This window comes from Paenibacillus sp. JT31N7 (genome assembly GCF_059692095.1).
Genome location: NZ_JCAUAT010000006.1, coordinates 83,042 through 102,311, shown reverse-complemented (window position 1 = coordinate 102,311; position 19,270 = coordinate 83,042). Strand labels below are relative to the sequence as shown.

Genomic DNA, 19,270 nt, shown 5'->3' with positions numbered 1-19,270 from the left:
CAGTCCGGGACAACTAAATTATTCCCAGCTCTGGTTGGTTTTATGAGCCGGAAAGCATCCTCCGAAGGAACGGGCCTTAACGAAACCGTTTCGCCTTCATGCCGTATGCAGTAAATAAAGGAAAATGCTTGTTTTTGGAAGGAGTGAGTGGAAAATGGAACTTTATTTCAAAGAAAATTTTTTCAGTACGGGTAAATGCCCCATTCTGGAGGCGAGCGGTCTTCCGGCCGGTACGCTGGACATGAAGCACATGTTAAGTTCGTCTCTATCCGTGCTGGACGCCGGCGGGCGCAAAGTATGTTCCGGCTCATTCCGCCTCTTATCCCTGGGACGCAAATGGGACGTGAAGGACGACCAAGGAAACATTCTCGGTGTTCTGCGCCCCCGGTTTACGCTGCTGGCCAAGAAATACGAATATGATACCGGCAGGCGCGGATTATTCGACATTGAATCGCCGCTCCTGTCCAAACACTATACGATCCGTGACTCGTCGGGCGTTCTCGCTGCCGAGTTCCACCAAGTGAACGGCTGGCTCCAATCCGGCGCCTTCCGCCTGCGCAACGAATCGACCTTGCTGGACAGCTTCGAGCTGATCGCCGTCGTAATGGGCGTCCACGAGCTTCAGCGGCAGAATCATATGACGGGCAGTACGACAGAGAGCCAGACGTACACGCCTAATCAATTTTAGTTTATCCCAAGCGCAAACACGCAAAAAAGGCCTCGTTCCGGAAGGAACGGGCCTTTTTGGTCTAAAGCGCCGGGCGGCTTAGACCATGATTTTGCAAATATTGTTCGTGAATTCGACCGGGTCGTTCACTTGGAGACCTTCGATCAGAAGAGCCTGATTGTACAGCAGATTCGTGTACAGGTTCAGCTTGTCTTTATCGCTGGCGTAAGCCTCTTTAAGAGAGCGGAACACGTCGTGGTTGACGTTGATTTCCAGCACTTTATCCGCCTGGACTTCCTGTCCGTTCGGCATGGCCTTCAAAATTTTCTCCATTTCGATCGTCAGCTCGCCTTCGGTGGACAGGCAGACCGGATGGGATTTCAGACGTTTGGACGCTTTTACGTTCTTCACTTTGTCCGACAGGATCGTTTTCATCGCTTCGAACAGATCCTTGCTGTCGTTTTCCTCTTCTTCCGTCTGCTTGTCCGCCGCGTCCGGCTCGATTCCGAGGTCGCCGCTGGATACGGATTTGAATTCTTTTTCCTTATATGCCATTAGCATTTTAATGGCGAATTCGTCGACATCGTCGGTGAAGTACAGAATCTCGTAGCCTTTGTCGAGGACCATCTCGGTTTGCGGAAGCTTCTCGATGCGGTCGATAGACTCCCCGGAAGCGTAGTAAATGTACTTCTGGTCTTCAGGCATGGCCGATACGTATTCATCGAGCGTAACGAGCTTTTTCTCTTTGGAAGAGGTGAACATCAGCAGGTCTTGAAGATCGTCCTTGTGGGTGCCGTAGTCGTTATAAACACCGAACTTAAGCTGACGGCCGAAAGAATTGTAGAACTGCTCGTATTTCTCTCTTTCGTCCTTAAGCATGCTTTGCAGCTGGCTCTTGATTTTGTTTTTGATATTTTTGGCGATCAGCGTCAGCTGGCGGTCGTGCTGCAGCATTTCCCTGGAAATGTTCAGGGACAGATCCTCCGAATCGACCATTCCTTTTACGAAACCGAAGTAATCCGGCAGCAGATCCCCGCACTTGTTCATGATCAGCACACCGTTGGAATACAGCTCCAGACCCTTCTCGTATTCCTTCGTGTAATAATCGAACGGAGTACTTTCCGGGATAAACAAAATCGCCTTGTATACGACTGCGCCGTCCGCACTGATATGAATATGTTTGAGCGGCTTGTCGAATCCGTACCGTTTTTCCGCATAAAAGTTTTCATAGTCTTCCGTCGTCAGCTCATTTTTGTTTTTGCGCCAGATCGGAACCATGCTGTTGACCGTCTGTTCTTCCTGGACTTCTTCGAATTCGTCGTCGCTGCCTTCTTTGGGCCTGCGTCCGGATACGTCCATCTTGATCGGATAGCGGATAAAATCGGAGTATTTCTTGATAATCGCCTTCAGCCGGTACTCTTCCAAATACTCGTCGTAGTTGTCGTCCTCGGTATTCTCTTTAATTTTCAAAATGATTTCGGTTCCGACCGTTTCTTTGTCGGCAGACACAATCGTGTAACCGTCCGCGCCTTTGGACTCCCATTTGAACGCTTCCTCGCTGCCCAGCGCCCGGCTGATGACCGTAACGACGTCCGCCACCATGAAAGCGGAATAAAAACCGACGCCGAACTGCCCGATAATGTTGTGGCCGTCCTTGGCTTCGTTTTCCTTCTTGAAAGCGAGCGAACCGCTCTTGGCGATCACGCCCAGGTTGTTTTCAAGATCCTCTTTGGTCATACCGATTCCCGTATCGGAAAGCGTCAGCGTACGGCTGGCCCGGTCGGCCTTCAATTTAATGAAATAATTGTCGGAGTTGAACTCCAGGCTGTCGTCCGTCAGGGCCTTGTAGTAAATTTTGTCGATCGCATCGCTGGCATTCGAAATCAGCTCTCTTAAAAAGATTTCCCTCTGGGTGTAAATCGAGTTAATCATCATTTCCAGCAAACGCTTGGATTCCGCTTTAAACTGCTTCTTAGCCATGAGTGAATCTCCTTCCGAAAGATCATAGTTAGCACTCAAATGTCATGAGTGCTAATTCCTAGTTTTATAGTACCTATTCCATTTTTTGAAGTCAACCGCTCCGTTAAAAAACATGCGTGCGTTTCTCTCTTTTTGCATAAAAAAAGAGCTATTCCCCGGCCGTCTGCAAGACCGCCGAAGGAATAACTCTCCTCTTCTTAAATCAGTTCGGATTTCTGAAGAAGTCTCTGCACGATGGCGGCGACTTCCGCTCTTGTAATCGATGCTTTCGGAGCCAGCTCCGTGGCGGTTCTACCCGCAAAGATTGCGCCCTGCAGGCAATCGGCCACGCCGCTTTTCGCCCATTCGGCAGTCGCTGCGGCATCCGTATAAGGAGCCAGCGATTCCGCCGCTTCTTTGGACGGCAGCTTGTCCCGGAGGCCGGTAGTCTTCATCGCTTTTGCCATGATGACCATAGCTTGTTCCCGGGTGATTTTGTCGGACGGACGGAACGTTCCGTCTTCAAACCCTCCGATGAGCTTGTACGCGTAAGCGGTTTGCACCGCAGCGCTGTACCAATCCGAAGTTTTTACGTCCGAGAAAGGCGCGGACGCTTTTTCCTGTTTAAGTCCCAGCGCACGTACCATGATGGCCGCAAACTCCGCACGCGTGATCGCCGTATCGGGGTTAAACGTGCCGTTTTCGACTCCATTGATAACCATGCGCGAGCCCATATCGTTGACCGCATTCTGAGCCCAGTGCCCGGCAACGTCCCGGAATTCGAGCGGGTGCCAGACCACGGAGTAGGTGCTGTTCGTCAAACTGTTGATTTTCGCAAAATAGTGCCCGTCTACGTTTACGATCCGGGTCGGCACGTGACGGACGGTGCCGTCCGCTTCCACGACAACACCGGTCGTAATCTTGCTCGGATCTACGCCATCCGGGATGGCGATCGTACGCTCCACGTAAGCGTTGAAACGGGACACTTCAACCGTTGTGCCGCCGTAAGTTCCTTTAACCGCAAAGTTGAGCGCTGGAGCTACCAGCGTGAAATTCCCGTCGGCCGCCGAATTTTCGACGACTTTCAGCGTTTCCTTGGTCGGAGCGGCCACTTCGATGCGCACTTTGATATCGTCCAGTGCGGCCGGCTTGCCGAGCAGATCCGACAAAGCGGAAACGTTGATTTGCTCCGCAGGGATCGTATACGTGACATTTCCGGCGGAAATTTTAACGACCGCCTGCTTTTGCTCCATGGATTTCACCATTTGGCCCGTCAGCTCGCCAATCAGTACATCCGCTTTCTTGTCTTTCGCAAGCGGGATGGTTACGACTGCGTGCCGGCCTTCGGACGCCAGTTTCTCGTCCAGCTTCTTCGGATCGACTACGATCGTCAGAACGGATTGACCGTTTACTTCGGACGACTTCAAGGTTCCTGCACGTTCGGTTTTCCCGTTAACGAGGATATCGGCTCCTTCGTTAGCCGGTACTTCCGTAACGGGCGGTGCGGTCGGCGTTGACGTGCTCGTTTCCGAGGAACCTCCGCCCCCTCCGCCTCCGCCGCTTGACGGAGCATAAGGCGTGACGGAATTCGATGGAGCCGAAGCCGCGCTTCCGCCCGCCTCGTTAAGAGCCTTAACGGTAAACGTGTACGCGGTTCCGTTCGCAAGCCCGGTCACCGTGATCGGACTTGCCGTACCGCTCACGACTTTATCGCCGGACGAAGCGGTGACTTCGTAGCCGGTGATGACGCTGCCGCCGTCGGAGACCGGTGCCGTAAAGGAAACGACGGCTTGCCCGTTGCCCGCCGCGGCGCTCACGTTCACAGGAGCGGACGGAACGGTGTACACCGTCAGAAGCGCCTCCTCGGACGTTACCGGCTGGTTCCCCGGATTCGCTATGACGACGCGGTACTTAAAGCCGTTCATCGCTTTCGTTACGGGAGACACACTGAGAGAGCGGTTAGTTTCGTGAGGAATTCCCACAAAACCCGAACCCGTATCCACCTGCCATTGATAGGTCAGGCTGAGTCCCGAAGCTTCGACCGAAAGCTTGAAATTGCCGCCTTCGGCCACTGCCTTGCCGGCAGGCTGCTCCTTAATGACCGGTGCCCGGAATGTCGGAATGACCGTTAAGATCACCTCATGAGACGTTACCGGCTGGCCGCCTGTACCTGATACGACAACGCGGTATTTGTAATCATTCATTCCCAGTGAAACGGCCGGAATGCTCAGGATGGCGTTCGTCTCGCCCGGCAGGTCCTGGAAGCCAGTACCGCTGTCTACCTGCCATTGGTACGTGAGTCCCGTTCCCGTGGCCGCAACTGCAAAAACTGCCGGTGCACCTTCAAACACAGGCGGCACGTTTTGCGGCTGTACCGTAATCACCGGAGGGAACGTTGGAATCATCGGCAGCACGTTCAACACCGCCTCATTTGATGTCACCGGCTGGCCGCCCATACCCGATACGACGACACGGTATTTATTGTTGTTCATGCCCATCGAAGCGGCCGGAATGCTCAACGTGGCGTTCGTCTCGCCCGGCAGGTTTTGGAAGCCTGATCCGGTGTCCACCTGCCACTGATACGTCAGTCCCATTCCCGTAGCCATAACGCTGAAAGAAGCGGGGCTTCCTTCAAGCACCGGCAGCGGGCTTTGCGGATGCAGCGTAATCATCGGAGGAAACGTCGGAAACATCATCACGTTCAGCGCCGCCCCGTTCGACGTTACAGGCTGGCCGCCCGTACCCGACACGACGACACGGTACATGTAGCCGTTCATATTTGACGAAACGGCCAAAATGGTCAGTGTGGTGTTCGTCTCGCCAGGCAGGTTCTGGTAGCCTGATCCGGTGTTTACCTGCCACTGATACGTCAGTCCTGTTCCCGTGGCCGTAACGCTAAAGGAAGCGGGCATTCCCTGCAGTAACGGCGGCGTGTTTTGCGGTTGCGCCGTAATCGCCGGAGGGAATGTTGGAATCGGCTGCACGTTCAGCACCGCTCCGAGCGACGTGACCGGCTGGCCGCCCGTTCCCGACACGATGACCCGGTACATGTAGCCGTTCATACCCGGCGAAACGGTCGGAATGCTCAGCGTGGCATTCGTCTCGCCCAGCAGATTCTGGTAGCCCGATCCGGTGTTTACCTGCCACTGATACGTCAGTCCCGTTCCCGTTGCCGTCACGCTGAAAGATGCGGGATTTCCTTCAAGCGCCGGCGGCAGCACGTGTTGCGGTTGCGTCGTAATCGCCGGAGGGAACATCGGCATCATCGGCATCACGTTCAGCGCCGCCCCCTTCGACGTTACCGGCTGACCGCCCGTTCCCGACACGATGACACGGTACATGTAGCCGTTCATACTCGGCGAAACGGCCGGAATACTCAGCGTGGCGTTCGTCTCGCCAGGCAGGTTCTGGTAGCCCATGCCGCTGTTTACCTGCCACTGATACGTCAGTCCCGTTCCCGTGGCGATAACGCTAAAGGAAGCGGGATTTCCTTCAAGCACCGGCGGCAGCACGTGTTGCGGTTGCGTCGTAATCACCGGAGGCGCGGCAGGCGCCGAGCTTTTAACGTTCAAAGTAAAGTCCTTGGTGACACTTTCATTATTTCTGCTGATCTTCGCTTGCAGAACAGCCACCACATCTCCGCCGGCCGAAGGCGTCACTGTGCCCGTCGCCGGGTCGATGACCCCGTTGCCTCCGGTCCAGGTGATTTGCGTGAAATGCGTTCCCGCTGTCGGAAGGGTCACGTTCCGGGTTACATGTTGGGCACTGTCTCCCGCCGCATAACCGATCTCCAGAGCCGTCTTGTCATCCTGGAGTGCTCCGGACACAATCTGTCCGACCGTCGTGTCTATAATGGTTTGAATCCCATACGCGGCGACATACCCGTTGACAGGAATGCCGTCAAGTACGGCCTGGTCTACGACCGCTTGTTCCGTATAGTCCAGAACGGCATATTTGTCCAAATCCAGTCCGGGATTGAGGAAGGTTCCGTCGATAACCCAGCCAAGTGCGGCACTTACTCCCGAATTATCCGTTGCTTCATGAAGAAACAAAAAGAAATTCCGGTTATCCAAAGCACTGCCGTAAGCATCGCGTAGATCCGTAACCGTCGCAAACGGACGCTTGCTGATCAGGTCATCCACGATAAAGTCGTTGTCCGCTTTCCTGTTCGCGTAAAAACTGTCTTTTTGCGGTACAGTTTCAAAAAGTTCGTCCGGGAAATCCGTAATGGCCTGATACATTTCCGCAGCCGTTGCCGCGGCATTATAGGCAGAAAACCCGGGAAGCGTCGCCTTAACCGGCCCCGCCGCACCGAACAAAACATTAAGTACAATCACGCTCATCAACATGACCGAAATCCATCTGACAGAGGATTTTCTCTGATGCATACATTCACCTCATAATTTGTAGAAAACTTTTCACATGCTGACAAAGCGGCTATCCACACAATCTTTTCTCTTTATCTGAGCTTTATCGAGTCCCTTCCCCCTGTCTTTACCATGGAAAATTGTATCAAACGCCGCTGAACGGATTCTGGACAAAATTCGTCATTTTTCGCCAAAAGGGTCTAATTCGTATATCCTCGGTCGCAAATCTCCTCCATTGTTTTCCACGCCGCAAAAAAAAGCCCCGCCGCTCAATAACGGCAAAGGCTTCGTCCGGGACAACCCGAATCGCTTAGATGCTCTGCATCAAGTGTTTATACAGGTTGACCGTTTCCCGTCCGGGTTCGGATTCCAACTCTTCCCGGAGGGAGCATGCGAACGCTTCGTAATGCTTCTTCAGCGAAAGCTTGTCTCTCAGCCCGGCATGGACTTCCATACCCGCCCGGCAAATCTCTTCCGAGAACGGTTCCCTTTTCTGGAGCTGCTCCAGCCGCTGGAGTGCCGATTGGGGCTGGCCTGCCGACACTTCGTAGGCCGAGGCCAGAAGGCTGGCCTGGATATACTGCTGGAGGAGCTGCGCACGGTACGATCTGGCCCAGAAATAATCGTGCTCTTCCAGGTAATCTCCCCGGTACAGGAGCAGCGCACGGTCGAGCCGCTGCCACTGCTCCCGCGACGTAATCTCGCTGACGGAGGCTTCGGCCAAAAACATGTCCACATCAATAAGGGCATCGTCCGCCGTGAAGCGGTAGCTGTCGTGAGAATAATCGATGCCCGCGCCCATTCCCCAGGCTTTGAGCATTTTGCGCACCTGGTAGACGGAGGTGTGAAGCTGGGTTACCGCTTTGTCCAGAGAAAGCTCCGGCCACATCGTTTCCAGAATGATATCCTTGGCCACCCGTTTGCTCCGGTGATGAACGAGGAAGGCGAACAGCTCCTGCGCTTTCTGCGTGCGCCATTTTAAGCTGCCGCCTGACCCGGCGCTTCCGGCCAACGACAACTGCTTGAAGCACCGTACGGCCGGCTCGCCGGACGGTACCGCCTCCCGGCGGACGGCCTGAAGCTGGCTAAGACGCGATTCCAGGCGGCTGACGGTCTTGGCGAACCGTTCCGGGTCGACGGGCTTGAGCAGATAGTCGAGCGCGCCAAGCTCGAACGCTTCGATCGCGTAGTCATTGTAGGCGGTCACGTAAACGATCTGAACCTCCGGGTTCAGCCGGTACAGATGCTCCGCCGCTTCGAGGCCGTTCATCTCGGGCATCTCAATGTCCAGGAAGACGATGTCCGCCTTCTCGGAAGCCATATGTTCAATCCCGTGCCGGGCCTGCGTATACAGGCCACCGACCTCCATGCGCCCGTCCGTCAGGAGCAGGCGCTCCATCTGGATCAGAGCGGGCTTTTCATCGTCAATCAGAATCGCCTTCACTGTTTTTCCTCTCCTCCCGAAAGGCTCCGGCTCCCCCGCTATTCGGCACATGGAAGCGGATAGTCGTTCCCTGTCCCGCCTCGGTGCGGATGTCGAGCCCTTCCCCGAACATCGTCAGCAGACGGGTATGGATGTTGATCAGACCTACCCCTCTCCCGGTCTCCGCAGACAGGAGGGAGGCCGCACATGCGGGTTCCATCCCGACTCCGTTATCCGTAATTTCCACGAGCAGGCCATCATCCCGCTCTTCGACGGTAATGCCGATCGTTCCGCCTTCCGCACGCCTCATGATGCCGTGGCGAACCGCATTCTCTACGATAGGCTGGATGCTGAGCGGGGGGATCAGCCGATTCGGCTCGGCCCGAATATGGTAATCCACCTGCAGCCGTTCTTCGAAACGTGCCTTCTCCAGAAATAAATACGACTGCACGAGAGCCATTTCCTTCTGTAAAGGAACCAACTGGTCGCGATTCTGAAAATCGAAGCTGCCCCGAAGGTAGCGGCTGAGCTCCAGAAGAAGCTTCGTCGTTTTGTCCGGGTCGGAGGGCAGCAGCGCGATAATCGTATTGAGCGCATTGTACAAAAAATGCGGCTTGATCTGCGCCTGCAAAAACGCCATCTCCGCCGAAACCGCGTTCCGGACGGACTTGCGCATCTCAAGCAGGGTCCGCACCCGGGCTCTCAGCTCGTCGGCATCGACCGGCTTGCGCAGAAAATCATTGGCGCCCGCCTGGAAACCGGTACGCACATCCTCCGGCAGACTCCGCGCGGTCAGCAGCAGAACCGGCAGCTCGGCCAGCGAGACACGGGCTCGGATCGCCCGGCACAGCTCCAGGCCGGACATGCCCGGCATCATCCAGTCGGCAATGACCAGGTCGATAGACTGCCCGGAGCCGATATGCGCCATCGCTTTGGCCCCGCCGTCCACCGCAATGAGCCGGTATCCTTCAACCGACAGCAGGTTGTACAGCACCTGCAGGTTGACCGGATCGTCGTCGACGAGCAGAACAGTCGCGTCGATCTTGCGGGATGGCCGATCCTCCCGGCTTGCGGGCAGGGCGGCGGCAGCCGTTTCCTCCCTTGCCGCCGAGGCCAGGGAACTTCCGCCGGAAAAACGTGCCGCTTCGGGGACAGCCGTAGTCGAAGGAACGGTAAACCGGAAAACGGAGCCTTCCCCGAGCCGGGACTCCGCTTCGATTTTCCCTCCCCCCAGTTCGACCAGCTTCTTCGTAATACTCAGTCCGAGACCCGTCCCCTCATAATCCCGATCCCCGGGGCCGGCGGCCTGGTCATACGCATGGAAGATGTCTTCCATACGGTCTTCCGCGATCCCGATCCCCGTGTCTTTGACGTAGACCAGCACATGGCCGTTCTTTGTCTCCGCACCGATCGTGATGCTGCCCCCGGATGTGAACTTCACGGCGTTTCCGAGCAAATTGTACAAAATCTGCTGCAGCCGATCTTCATCCGTGAGCAGCCAGGGAAGCCGGTCCGGCCAATTTTGCTCGAACGTAATTTCTTTATGCCTCGCGACATGCGTCATGACTTCCAGCACCGCGTTCGTTGCGGCTTTGAGATCGACCGGCTGCCGCTTCAGCACGATCTCGCCGTTTTTGAGCTTGCTGAAATCCAAAATATCGTTAATGAGATAAGTCAGCCTCCGGCCCGTCGATACAATGATGGTTAAATCATTCCTCTGCTTGCCGTTCAGATCGCCCGATGCGCCTTCCAGCATAGATTGCGCCATGTTGACCATTCCGTGAAGAGGCGTGCGGAGTTCGTGAGACGTGTTCGCCATAAATTCATCCTTCAGCCCGTCCAGGGAAAGCAGCCTTCGCGAAAGCTGGTCCACCTCCACGAAGGTCCGGTTAAACCGCTGTGCCAGCAGAACGGCCTGGGTCAGCACGAACAGCAGCATTTCCGCCGGAACGAGCAGCAGCCCTTCGTACAAGCCGACCAGATTAAGCACGTACGCCGCTATGACCATCAGAATGCTCATCACACCGGCGATCATGGGCAAGGTGTCCTCGGAGCGCTTGCGCACGTCCCTAAGCAGAACAAACGCCATATAGCACATGCTGAGGAAGGAAACCGCCAGGATCAGCGCCTCCAGCCGCGAGAAAACAACCGGCGGCAGCAGCAGGCCCGCAAGCAGACCGACCGCCGTCACGGCGGAGCTCAGCCGCATGGCAAGCGGATGAACGCCGCCCGGTACGGCAACGGCTACATAACGGAGCAAGAAAAAGTACACGAAGGAGGACACCATAAGCTGCAGCTTGAGCATCCAGATATAAGAAAACCCCGGCCAGGCGGCGGCAAGCAGCTTCTCCCCATGCGTGAGCACAAACAACAGCCCGACCAGACAAAACAGCCCCAAATAAAGCGAGGCGGGATCTTTCCTCCGCATTCTGTACAAAACCAGAAAATAAAGTCCGGGAATCAGGAAGCCCGCCATCGTCATCCACTCGGAAAATAAGGCCGCTTCCCGGCTTTTCATGACGGACTTTTCGTCTCCGAACAAAATCGGCGTGAACATACCGCCGGAGGAATAGCTGTGGTTGGAGATCTGAACCACGATCTCGGCTTCACTGCCCCGCAGATAGGAAAAACCCGTATACGGGACGTTGTCGGGACTTTCTTCGGCGGCCGTACGGCCCGGCGTTCCGCTTGCTCCCACCTCCCGGCCGTTCACGAACACCCGGTTAGCCATGCGGATATTGCCTGTTCGGATGCCGTAAATGGCCCCGTCCGACTCGTTAAGCCGCACTTTGAGCCGGAACGTGGCATACCCTTCTGCGGCGGAATCCTCGTCTGTGCCCATGTACGCATTCCATTTGCCCGGAATTTGCACCATGCCGGTCGGCACGGGAAACGTCCTTGCCGCTTCCGCGGAAGGGTGAAAATCTCCGGGAACGAGCAGCTTTTCCCGGTAAAATTCCCATTCGCCACTGAGCCGGACCGTGCCCTGTTCCGCAAAGTTCCAGTCTCTGAGATCAAGCTCCCCGCCGACCGCATCGGGATTCCGGTCAAGCGACACGACGTGCTGAAGAACGGAATACACCGGCAGCAGCAGAATAAGCACGGCCCCGAGTATAAAAAGCAGTCCTTGTTTTTTCATAGTTTAGTCCGCAGCTCATGAAACCGTTTGCAAAATCCCTGTAAGCCATCCCTGCAGTTCCTGTACCGCTCCTGACCGCCGCACGTGTGCAGCACCGCAGACAAATTGTGCTCCCGTATACTTCTATGATATAAAGTCCTCATTGTTTTTCACCTGCCGGAAAAAAGTAGCGATGCTGTTGTATTGTACCATAGCCCGCGCCAGGTTTCTTTTGTTCGCATAGATTCATAGCTAAGAATTAAGCCGTTCCCTTTCTCCGCACAATACCAGGGCAGCGCTTCGGATACTTCGGTTTTTATTCAGCGAATAAAACAAAACGCCCGCCATAAGAGCGGACGTTTTAATCTCGTAAAATGTTAAGATCCTCCGTACTTACAGGACATCAAGTAATATCTTTGTAAAAAAGTCCCCTGGTTTATTTCGGCAAAAACAGAAACGGCCTTCCTCCCGTTTCTTCCTTTCTGACTAACAACTTATCGGAACCTTTGTACTTCAAGAGCTTCCCGCCCTCTGTACTAAAGTTTTTATCCAGCATGGCGTAAGAAACGGCCTTTCCATCCTTGGAGGTGACCAGAAAATAATTTTCATGGGCCGAAGCTTGCTTGTATATATATTTCTTGCTTTGCTCATCCACTTCCAAACTATCCAGCGCCTCTCCCCCTATGTAGGGCGGAATGATATAGACCCAATCGTATTCTTCGAAATGGTCCGGCTCGACGGTTTGACCGGCTTCTATTTCTTGGACACTTTCCTTTAACCGGTCCGAGATTTTGTCGTCGTAGGGAATTTTAGCAGCCGCACAGCTCATTAACAGCAAAACGGTCACGAGTAGGATCAAATGCTTTTTCATAGGGTCTCCATTCGGGTGTGGTAATGTAAATATTAACCATTAACCGCTTTATTGGCAATCAATATGAAGTCTCCATGCACAAAAAAGAAGATGGGCCTCGATTTAAATAAGAGACTCATCTTCCCGCATAACAATATTAAATTCGAATTACAGATACGCTCGCCGCCCTAATCGCGCTCCACCAGCAGCGCCACGCCCTGGCCGCCGCCGATGCACAGCGAGGCCAGGCCGCGCTTGCCGCCGCGCCGCTCCAGCTCGTGCAGCAGCGTCACGAGCACGCGCGCGCCGCTGGCGCCGATGGGGTGCCCGAGGGCGATCGCGCCGCCGTTGACGTTGAGCTTCTCCGGCGGTACGCCGAGCTCGCGCCCCACGGCAAGCGACTGCGCCGCGAAGGCCTCGTTGAACTCGAACAGGTCGATGCCGCCAATCGGCACGCCCGTCCGGCTCAACAGCCGCCGCACGGCGCTTACGGGCCCGAGGCCCATCACGGCCGGATCTAGCGCCGCCGAGGCGTAGCCCTTGATCCGGGCCAGGGGTTTCAACCCCCGCCGGCCGGCTTCTTCGGCCGACATGACGACAACGGCGGCCGCCCCGTCGTTGATGCCGGAGGCGTTGCCGGCGGTCACGGTCCCGCCGGAGCGGAATGCCGGGCGCAGCCGCGAGAGCGTCTCCGCGGTCGTTCCCGCGCGCGGGAACTCGTCGCGGTCGAACGGCAGCGGGTCCTGCTTCTTCCGCGGCACGGGGACCGGCACGATCTCGCTCCGGAAGCGTCCGGCCGCGGCTGCCCGCTCCGCCTTCTGCTGGCTGTGAGCCGCGAAGTCGTCCTGTTCTTCGCGGGCGAGGCCGTACTTGTCCGCGACATTCTCCGCGGTTTCGCCCATGTGGATGTCGCACACGGCGCACCACAGGCCGTCGCGGATCATGGAATCGACGAGCTTGCCGTCGCCCATGCGCAGGCCCGAGCGGGCGCCTTCCAGCAGGTACGGCGCCGCGCTCATGTTCTCCATACCTCCGGCCACCACAATGTCGGCATCGCCGAGCATAACCGACTGGGCCGCCAGCATGACGGCTTTGAGCCCGGAGCCGCATACTTTGTTCACCGTCAGGGCGGGAACGCCGTCGGAAAACCCGCTTTTCAGCCAAGCCTGTCTGGCCGGGTTCTGCCCCAGTCCCGCCTGGAGCACATTGCCCATGATCACCTCATGGACCTGCTCCTGCTCCGTTCCCGCGCGCTCCAGCGCTTCACGGATAACGATGCTTCCGAGCTCCGTGGCGGGCACGCCAGCCAGGGAACCCTGAAAGCTGCCGATCGCCGTACGTACCGCGCTGACGATAACCGCTTCTCTGGTCATTTCGGTTCACCCTTCCTGTCCGCAGGCTTCGAGCCGCTCTTTTAAAAGAGGGCTGAGCGTGAATGCCGCTTCGGTCTTGACCCGGACTTCGTCCAGTTCCGTTTCACCGAGCAGTTCGGCCAGCACCATGCCCTCCGGCGTAAAATCGAACACGGCCAGATCCGTAATGAGCCGGTCCACCACTCCCCTGCCTGTTAAAGGGAGGGTACAGGTTTTTTTCACCTTGGATTCCCCGTATTTGTTCACGTGTTCCATGATGACGACGATGCGCTTGGCTCCGCTCACCAGATCCATCGCGCCGCCCATGCCTTTGACCATTTTTCCCGGAATCATCCAGTTCGCAAGATCGCCTTCGCCAGACACTTCCATCCCGCCCAGGATCGCCAAATCGATATGGCCGCCCCGGATCATGGCAAACGATTCCGCACTGTCGAAATAGGATGCGCCCGCCACCGCCGTGACGGTTTCTTTGCCCGCATTGATCAAATCCGGGTCCTCTTCGCCCCGCTTCGGATAAGGACCGATGCCCAGCAGGCCGTTCTCGGACTGGAGCATCACCGTGATACCGGCGGGAATTTCGTCGGCCACGAGCGTCGGCATGCCGATCCCCAGGTTGACGTACATACCGTCGCGGATTTCCTGTACGGCGCGTTCCACGATTATTTTGCGCGGATGGCTCATGCCGTCTCCTCCTTCGCTTCGCGGACCGTCAGACGCTCGATCCGTTTCTGGTAAGTCCCGCCCCGCACGACATGCTGGACAAAAATGCCCGGCGTATGAATATCATCGGGGTCCAGCTCGCCCGCCTCCACAATTTCCTCCGCTTCAACAAGCGTAATCTTGCCCGCCGCCGCCGCGAGCGGATTGAAGTTGCGGGACGTTTTGCGGAACACGAGATTCCCCGCGGTGTCGGCCTTCCAGGCTTTCACCAGCGCGAAGTCGCCGGTGATCGCTTTTTCCAGAATATACGGGCGGCCCCCGAAATGTTTCTCCTCTTTGCCTTCCGCTACCAGCGTCCCCACGCCCGTCGCCGTATAAAAAGCCGGAATGCCCGCTCCGCCGGCCCGGATGCGTTCCGCCAGCGTGCCCTGCGGCACCAGTTCAACGTCCAGTTCGCCGCTTAGGTACTGCTTCTCGAACGTTTTGTTTTCTCCGACGTAGGAGGACACCATTTTCTTGATCTGCTTGCTTGCCAGCAGCAGCCCGAGCCCCCAATCGTCGACTCCGCAGTTGTTGCTCACCACGGTAAGCTCCCCGGTGCCCTGCCGCCGCAGGGCCGCGATCAGATGCTCCGGTATGCCGCACAGGCCGAAGCCTCCCACGATCAGGGTCGATCCTTCGCCGATGACACGTACGGCTTCCTCCGCTGAATTCAGAACCTTGCTCATGTCTGCCCCTCTCCTTTCGCGTGATTTTCTTCTCCGTTTACTGCGCCGTATATCCGCCGTCAATCAGCATCGACGTTCCCGTCACGCCCTTCAGCTTGTCGCTGGCGATAAGCATGGCGAATTCGGCGATCTCATCGACCGAGAGGAGCCTTTTTTGCGGCACCAGCGGGTAGATGACCTCCTCCAGCACGCTTTCCAGCGGGACGCCCCGCGTTCTTGCGAGATCTTCCAGCTGGCCGCGTACGAGCGGCGTATCCACGTAGCCCGGACACAGCGCGTTGACCGTGATGCCGTGCGCCGCACCTTCCAGGGCCGCTACCTTCGTAAGCCCGATGAGTCCGTGCTTTGCGCTGTTGTACGCGGCTTTGCCCGCGAAACCGATGACGCCGTTGATCGAAGCCATGTTGATGATCCGCCCGTACTGCTGCTCCTTCATGATGGGCAGGGCGTGCTTGATCCCGATAAAAGCCCCGGTCAGCATCACTTTGATCATGAATTCAAACTTTTCCACCGGGAATTCCTCGATAGGCGCGACATGCTGCAGACCCGCGTTGTTTACTAGAATATCGAACCGGCCGTAGGTTTCGTGCGTTGTCCGGATCGCTCCGGCGAACTGGCTTTCGTCGGTAACGTCGCAGGCCAGACCGATGGCTTCGTATCCTTCATCCGTCAGCCGCTGAGCCGCCGCTTTCGCCTTTTCCTCCTGAATGTCGGAAATAACGACCTTGGCCCCTTCGCGGGCGAATGTGCGGGCGATTTCAAGGCCGATGCCGCTGGCCGCGCCAGTGATCAGGGCTGTTTTATGAGCTAAAAATGGGGTCATGACCGTCACTCCTTCCGTGAGTTTTCATCTGGAATTAAAATGAATGCCGAAACAGGAAACATCTAAACAGTTAAGTGGGCTAAGTTGATCTGAGTTAGCCAATTTGTTCTGAGTTGGTCTAGATTAAGGCTCAATTAAGTTATGCCGAGGTGAACAAATTGGAGGAAGCTCCCTTCATTACCTATGAAAGGCCTTGACAGTTAACAGTTTAAAATATCCGCCGGACGCCCTCGCTGCATCCCGGCCTCTCCCTGCTTACAGGAAAGACAAGACAGCGGCGAGAATAAGCACCGTGAGCGTTTTGACAACGGTTATGGCGAAAATATCCTTGTAGGACTGCCGGTGCGTAAGTCCCGTGATCGCCAGCAGCGTAATGACCGCGCCGTTGTGCGGCAGCGTATCCATCCCCCCGGACGCCATCGAAGCGATCCGGTGCAGCCATTCCGGGCTGATTCCCGCGGCCTGGCCCGCAGCCAGGTACTGTTTGCCCATTACTTCTAGCGCAATGGACAGCCCTCCCGAGGCGGACCCGGTAACCCCGGACAAAATGTTGACCGATACCGCTTCGTTAATCAGCGGCTGGGAACTGATATTGAGGATAAAGTTCTGGATCGCTTTGAAGCCGGGCAGCGTCTTGACCACGTTGCCGAAGCCGACCTCGGAAGCCGTGTTGAAAATCGCCAGAAGCGATCCCATCGCGGCCGCCGTCAGTCCCGCCGCCAGCTTGCTCTGCACGTGCCGGACGTTGATACAGAGCGCCGCCGCGATGCCGATGAACAGGGCGATAATTAGCGCCCATGAAGATGCAACCGTTTTCACATTCGCGATGTTAAACGTTTTGAGAAGCTCCGGGCTGTACCACGTGTTGACCGTCAAAAATCCCCGGCTCAGCAGGTAGTTGAACACAAGCACCAGCGCAAGCGGGATTAGCGAAACCCACAGGTTCGGGTAACGCTGGCCTTCGGCGGTTTCCGGCTCGTTCTTGTGCCCGGTTCCGTAGCCTTCGCTTGCGGCAGCCGCCTGCTTGCGGCGTCTCTCCAGCCAGAACACGCCCGCCGCCAGCACCATGATTCCGCCCACAATTCCCACGACCGGGGCCGCGTAAGCGTCCGTTCCGAAATACGTGGTCGGAATAATGTTCTGCACCTGCGGCGTTCCGGGGAGCGCATCCATCGTGAAGGTGAAGGCGCCGAGCGCGATCGTGCCGGGAATGAGCCGCTTCGGAATATCCGCTTCGCGGAAAACCGCCACCGCGAAAGGATAGACGGCGAAAGCGACCACGAACAGCGAAACGCCGCCGTAAGTCAGCACCGCGCAGGCGAGAACGACCGACAGCATGGCGCGTTTGGAGCCGAGCACTTTGACGATGGACCGGGCAATCGAGGAGGCCGCTCCGTTCAGCTCCATCACCTTGCCGAAAATCGCCCCGAGCAGGAAGATCGGGAAGTACGTTTTAATATAATTCGCCGCATTCGCCATATAGGTCTCCGTGTAGCTCGGCATAAGCGCGAGCCCGGAAATGACCACGGCCAGCAGCGTAAAGATCGGGGCGAACACGATCACCGGATACCCCCGATAAGCGAAAAACATCAGCAGCCCCAAGGCGAGCACAATCGCCACGACCTGAACAAACACCATGCGCCTTCTCCTCTTTTCTGTTAGAAGATCCCTTGTAAGCCCTTACATTCTTTTAAGTTGCGTGCTGCTCTCCATGAAATTCCGGGGCGTCCCCCTGAAATTTGAACGTTCTGTGTCCGCTTCTAGTTTACACGGCAGGTGAGGCAAGGTAAAATTCAGACATCGAATAGCTACCATTCCAAAATTTTATGGCTGGGGATGAACGACCGTGGATGTAAGGAACCTCGCCTCCGTTCTGGAGGTCGCCAAGCAGCAGAATTTCACGAAAGCCGCCGAAATTTTACATATGACTCAACCGACCTTAAGCAAGCTGGTCAAAAGCATGGAGGACGAGCTCGGCGTCACCCTGTTCGACCGCAGCGGCAAAACCGTCAAGCTCACCGACTCGGGTGCCGCCGCCATCCAGCGGATACAGGTCATCCTCCAGTCCGTGAACGACCTCTATACCACGCTGGATGACGTGTCCCAACTCAAAACAGGCACCATCCGAATCGGACTGCCTCCGGTGATCAGCACCGTCTTCTTTCCACGCGTAATCGCGCCTTTTCAGCGGAAATATCCCGCGATTCAGTTCGTCATGATCGAGGAGGGCGCCAAAACCGTCGAGCAGCGCGTCCTGGACGGATCGATCGACATGGGCGTCGTCATCTCGCCGGACGAGGATTCCAGCCTGGGGCGGCTGCCGTTCATTCGGCAGCACGTCTCCCTCGTCCTGCATCGCACGCATCCGCTGGCCGAACGGGAAACGGTCACTCTCGCCGATTTGAGCCGGGAGCCGTTTCTGCTGTTCGCCAAGGGTTTCGCCGTGCGGCATCACGTCTTGGACGCCTGCCACAGCGCGGGTTTTCACCCGGTCATCGCCCACGAAAGCTCGCAGTGGGACCTCCTGGTGGAGATGGTCGCCGGAGGGCTAGGGGTCTCTTTTATCCCGGAGCCCATCACTTCCAAAATAGCGAACCCGGATGTCCGGGTCATCCCTAAAACCTCGCCGGGCATTCCGTGGAATTTGTATGTGCTGTGGAACAAGGAAAGGTATGTCTCTTACGCGATGCGGGAGCTCTTGGAATTTATCGGGGAAAAAGCGGAGGTTTGAGTCAGGGACAAACTCTGATGCGCCCGCTGCGAAACGAAGGCATAAAAAAAGGATACCTGCCTGTGCGTGCGGGTATCTTTTTCATTTTTGGCGCATACCTGAGCATTTACTATCTCATTCCGGTGCTGTTAGCGGAGAAAATCACGAGCCTTACAGAATGCCGATTTTCATCCCCTGCCCGGCAAAAATCTTCTCGACGGCCTCCTGCAAGCGTTCCTTCTGAATCGGCTTGACCACGAAATCGCTGGCCCCGCTGCGGATGGCCTCCATGACAACCCGCTGCTGCCCCATGGCGGAGCACATGATGATTCTGGCGCCCGGATTTGCGGATTTGATGCGCTTAACGGCTTCCAGTCCGTCCATTTCGGGCATCGTAATATCCATCGTCACGAGGTCCGGCTTCAATCGGCCGTAAAGATCGACCGCTTCCTTCCCGTTCTGGGCTTCGCCGATCACGGTGTGCCCCATCTGCTCCAAAAACATACGGACCAGCGTTCTCATAAATGCGGCGTCGTCCGCAATCAGTACGTTCAAAGTGCCCCCTCCTTCTGTCTGTTCCAATGTATCAAAA

At 56.5% G+C, this 19,270-nt stretch carries 13 protein-coding genes; 2 read left to right on the top strand and 11 right to left on the bottom strand.

Annotation, left to right across the window (positions count from 1 at the left end; genetic code table 11):
* Positions 1–154 precede the first annotated feature (154 nt).
* A complete protein-coding gene (locus AC58P5_RS22630) occupies positions 155–688 on the top strand; it encodes an LURP-one-related family protein (protein ID WP_497390591.1) in 534 nt (177 codons plus the stop codon).
* A 78-nt stretch (positions 689–766) separates the two neighbouring features.
* Here the strand turns inward: AC58P5_RS22630 and htpG are convergent, their stop codons facing one another.
* The 10 genes from htpG to AC58P5_RS22580 form a co-directional block, all read right to left on the bottom strand.
* Positions 767–2,647 (bottom strand): molecular chaperone HtpG, encoded by a 1,881-nt coding sequence (gene htpG / locus AC58P5_RS22625; RefSeq protein WP_497390589.1) that lies wholly within the window; start codon positions 2,645–2,647, stop codon positions 767–769.
* Between the two features lie 197 nt (positions 2,648–2,844).
* Complete coding sequence (locus AC58P5_RS22620) at positions 2,845–7,014, bottom strand: S-layer homology domain-containing protein (RefSeq protein ID WP_497390587.1); 4,170 nt, start codon at positions 7,012–7,014, stop codon at positions 2,845–2,847.
* A gap of 289 nt (positions 7,015–7,303) precedes the next feature.
* Positions 7,304–8,437 (bottom strand): response regulator, encoded by a 1,134-nt coding sequence (locus AC58P5_RS22615; RefSeq protein WP_497390585.1) that lies wholly within the window; start codon positions 8,435–8,437, stop codon positions 7,304–7,306.
* Complete coding sequence (locus AC58P5_RS22610; RefSeq protein ID WP_497390583.1) at positions 8,418–11,555, bottom strand: hybrid sensor histidine kinase/response regulator; 3,138 nt, start codon at positions 11,553–11,555, stop codon at positions 8,418–8,420. Before AC58P5_RS22610 ends, AC58P5_RS22615 begins: the two co-directional genes overlap by 20 nt.
* Positions 11,556–11,970: 415 nt before the next feature.
* Positions 11,971–12,405 carry a hypothetical protein gene (locus tag AC58P5_RS22605; protein WP_497390581.1) on the bottom strand — a complete coding sequence of 145 codons (435 nt, stop codon included), beginning with the start codon at positions 12,403–12,405 and terminating at the stop codon, positions 11,971–11,973.
* A gap of 167 nt (positions 12,406–12,572) precedes the next feature.
* Positions 12,573–13,757, bottom strand: coding sequence for an acetyl-CoA C-acetyltransferase (locus AC58P5_RS22600; protein WP_497390579.1), 1,185 nt, complete (start codon positions 13,755–13,757; stop codon positions 12,573–12,575).
* Between the two features lie 6 nt (positions 13,758–13,763).
* Positions 13,764–14,438, bottom strand: a complete 675-nt coding sequence (locus AC58P5_RS22595) for a 3-oxoacid CoA-transferase subunit B (RefSeq protein ID WP_497390577.1) — start codon at positions 14,436–14,438, stop codon at positions 13,764–13,766.
* Positions 14,435–15,145, bottom strand: a complete 711-nt coding sequence (locus AC58P5_RS22590) for a CoA transferase subunit A (protein WP_497390575.1) — start codon at positions 15,143–15,145, stop codon at positions 14,435–14,437. Before AC58P5_RS22590 ends, AC58P5_RS22595 begins: the two co-directional genes overlap by 4 nt.
* Before the next feature lie 37 nt (positions 15,146–15,182).
* Entirely contained in the window at positions 15,183–15,968 is a 786-nt protein-coding gene (locus AC58P5_RS22585) for a 3-hydroxybutyrate dehydrogenase (protein ID WP_497390573.1), read from the bottom strand.
* 255 nt (positions 15,969–16,223) lie between these two features.
* Positions 16,224–17,603 (bottom strand): GntP family permease, encoded by a 1,380-nt coding sequence (locus AC58P5_RS22580; protein ID WP_497390884.1) that lies wholly within the window; start codon positions 17,601–17,603, stop codon positions 16,224–16,226.
* A 211-nt stretch (positions 17,604–17,814) separates the two neighbouring features.
* Here AC58P5_RS22580 and AC58P5_RS22575 point away from each other — a divergent pair, with 211 nt between their 5' ends.
* Complete coding sequence (locus AC58P5_RS22575; RefSeq protein ID WP_497390571.1) at positions 17,815–18,699, top strand: LysR family transcriptional regulator; 885 nt, start codon at positions 17,815–17,817, stop codon at positions 18,697–18,699.
* 150 nt (positions 18,700–18,849) lie between these two features.
* On the opposite strand, the gene AC58P5_RS22570 is transcribed toward AC58P5_RS22575, so the two are convergent.
* A complete protein-coding gene (locus AC58P5_RS22570) occupies positions 18,850–19,233 on the bottom strand; it encodes a response regulator (RefSeq protein WP_497390569.1) in 384 nt (127 codons plus the stop codon).
* Positions 19,234–19,270 lie beyond the last annotated feature (37 nt).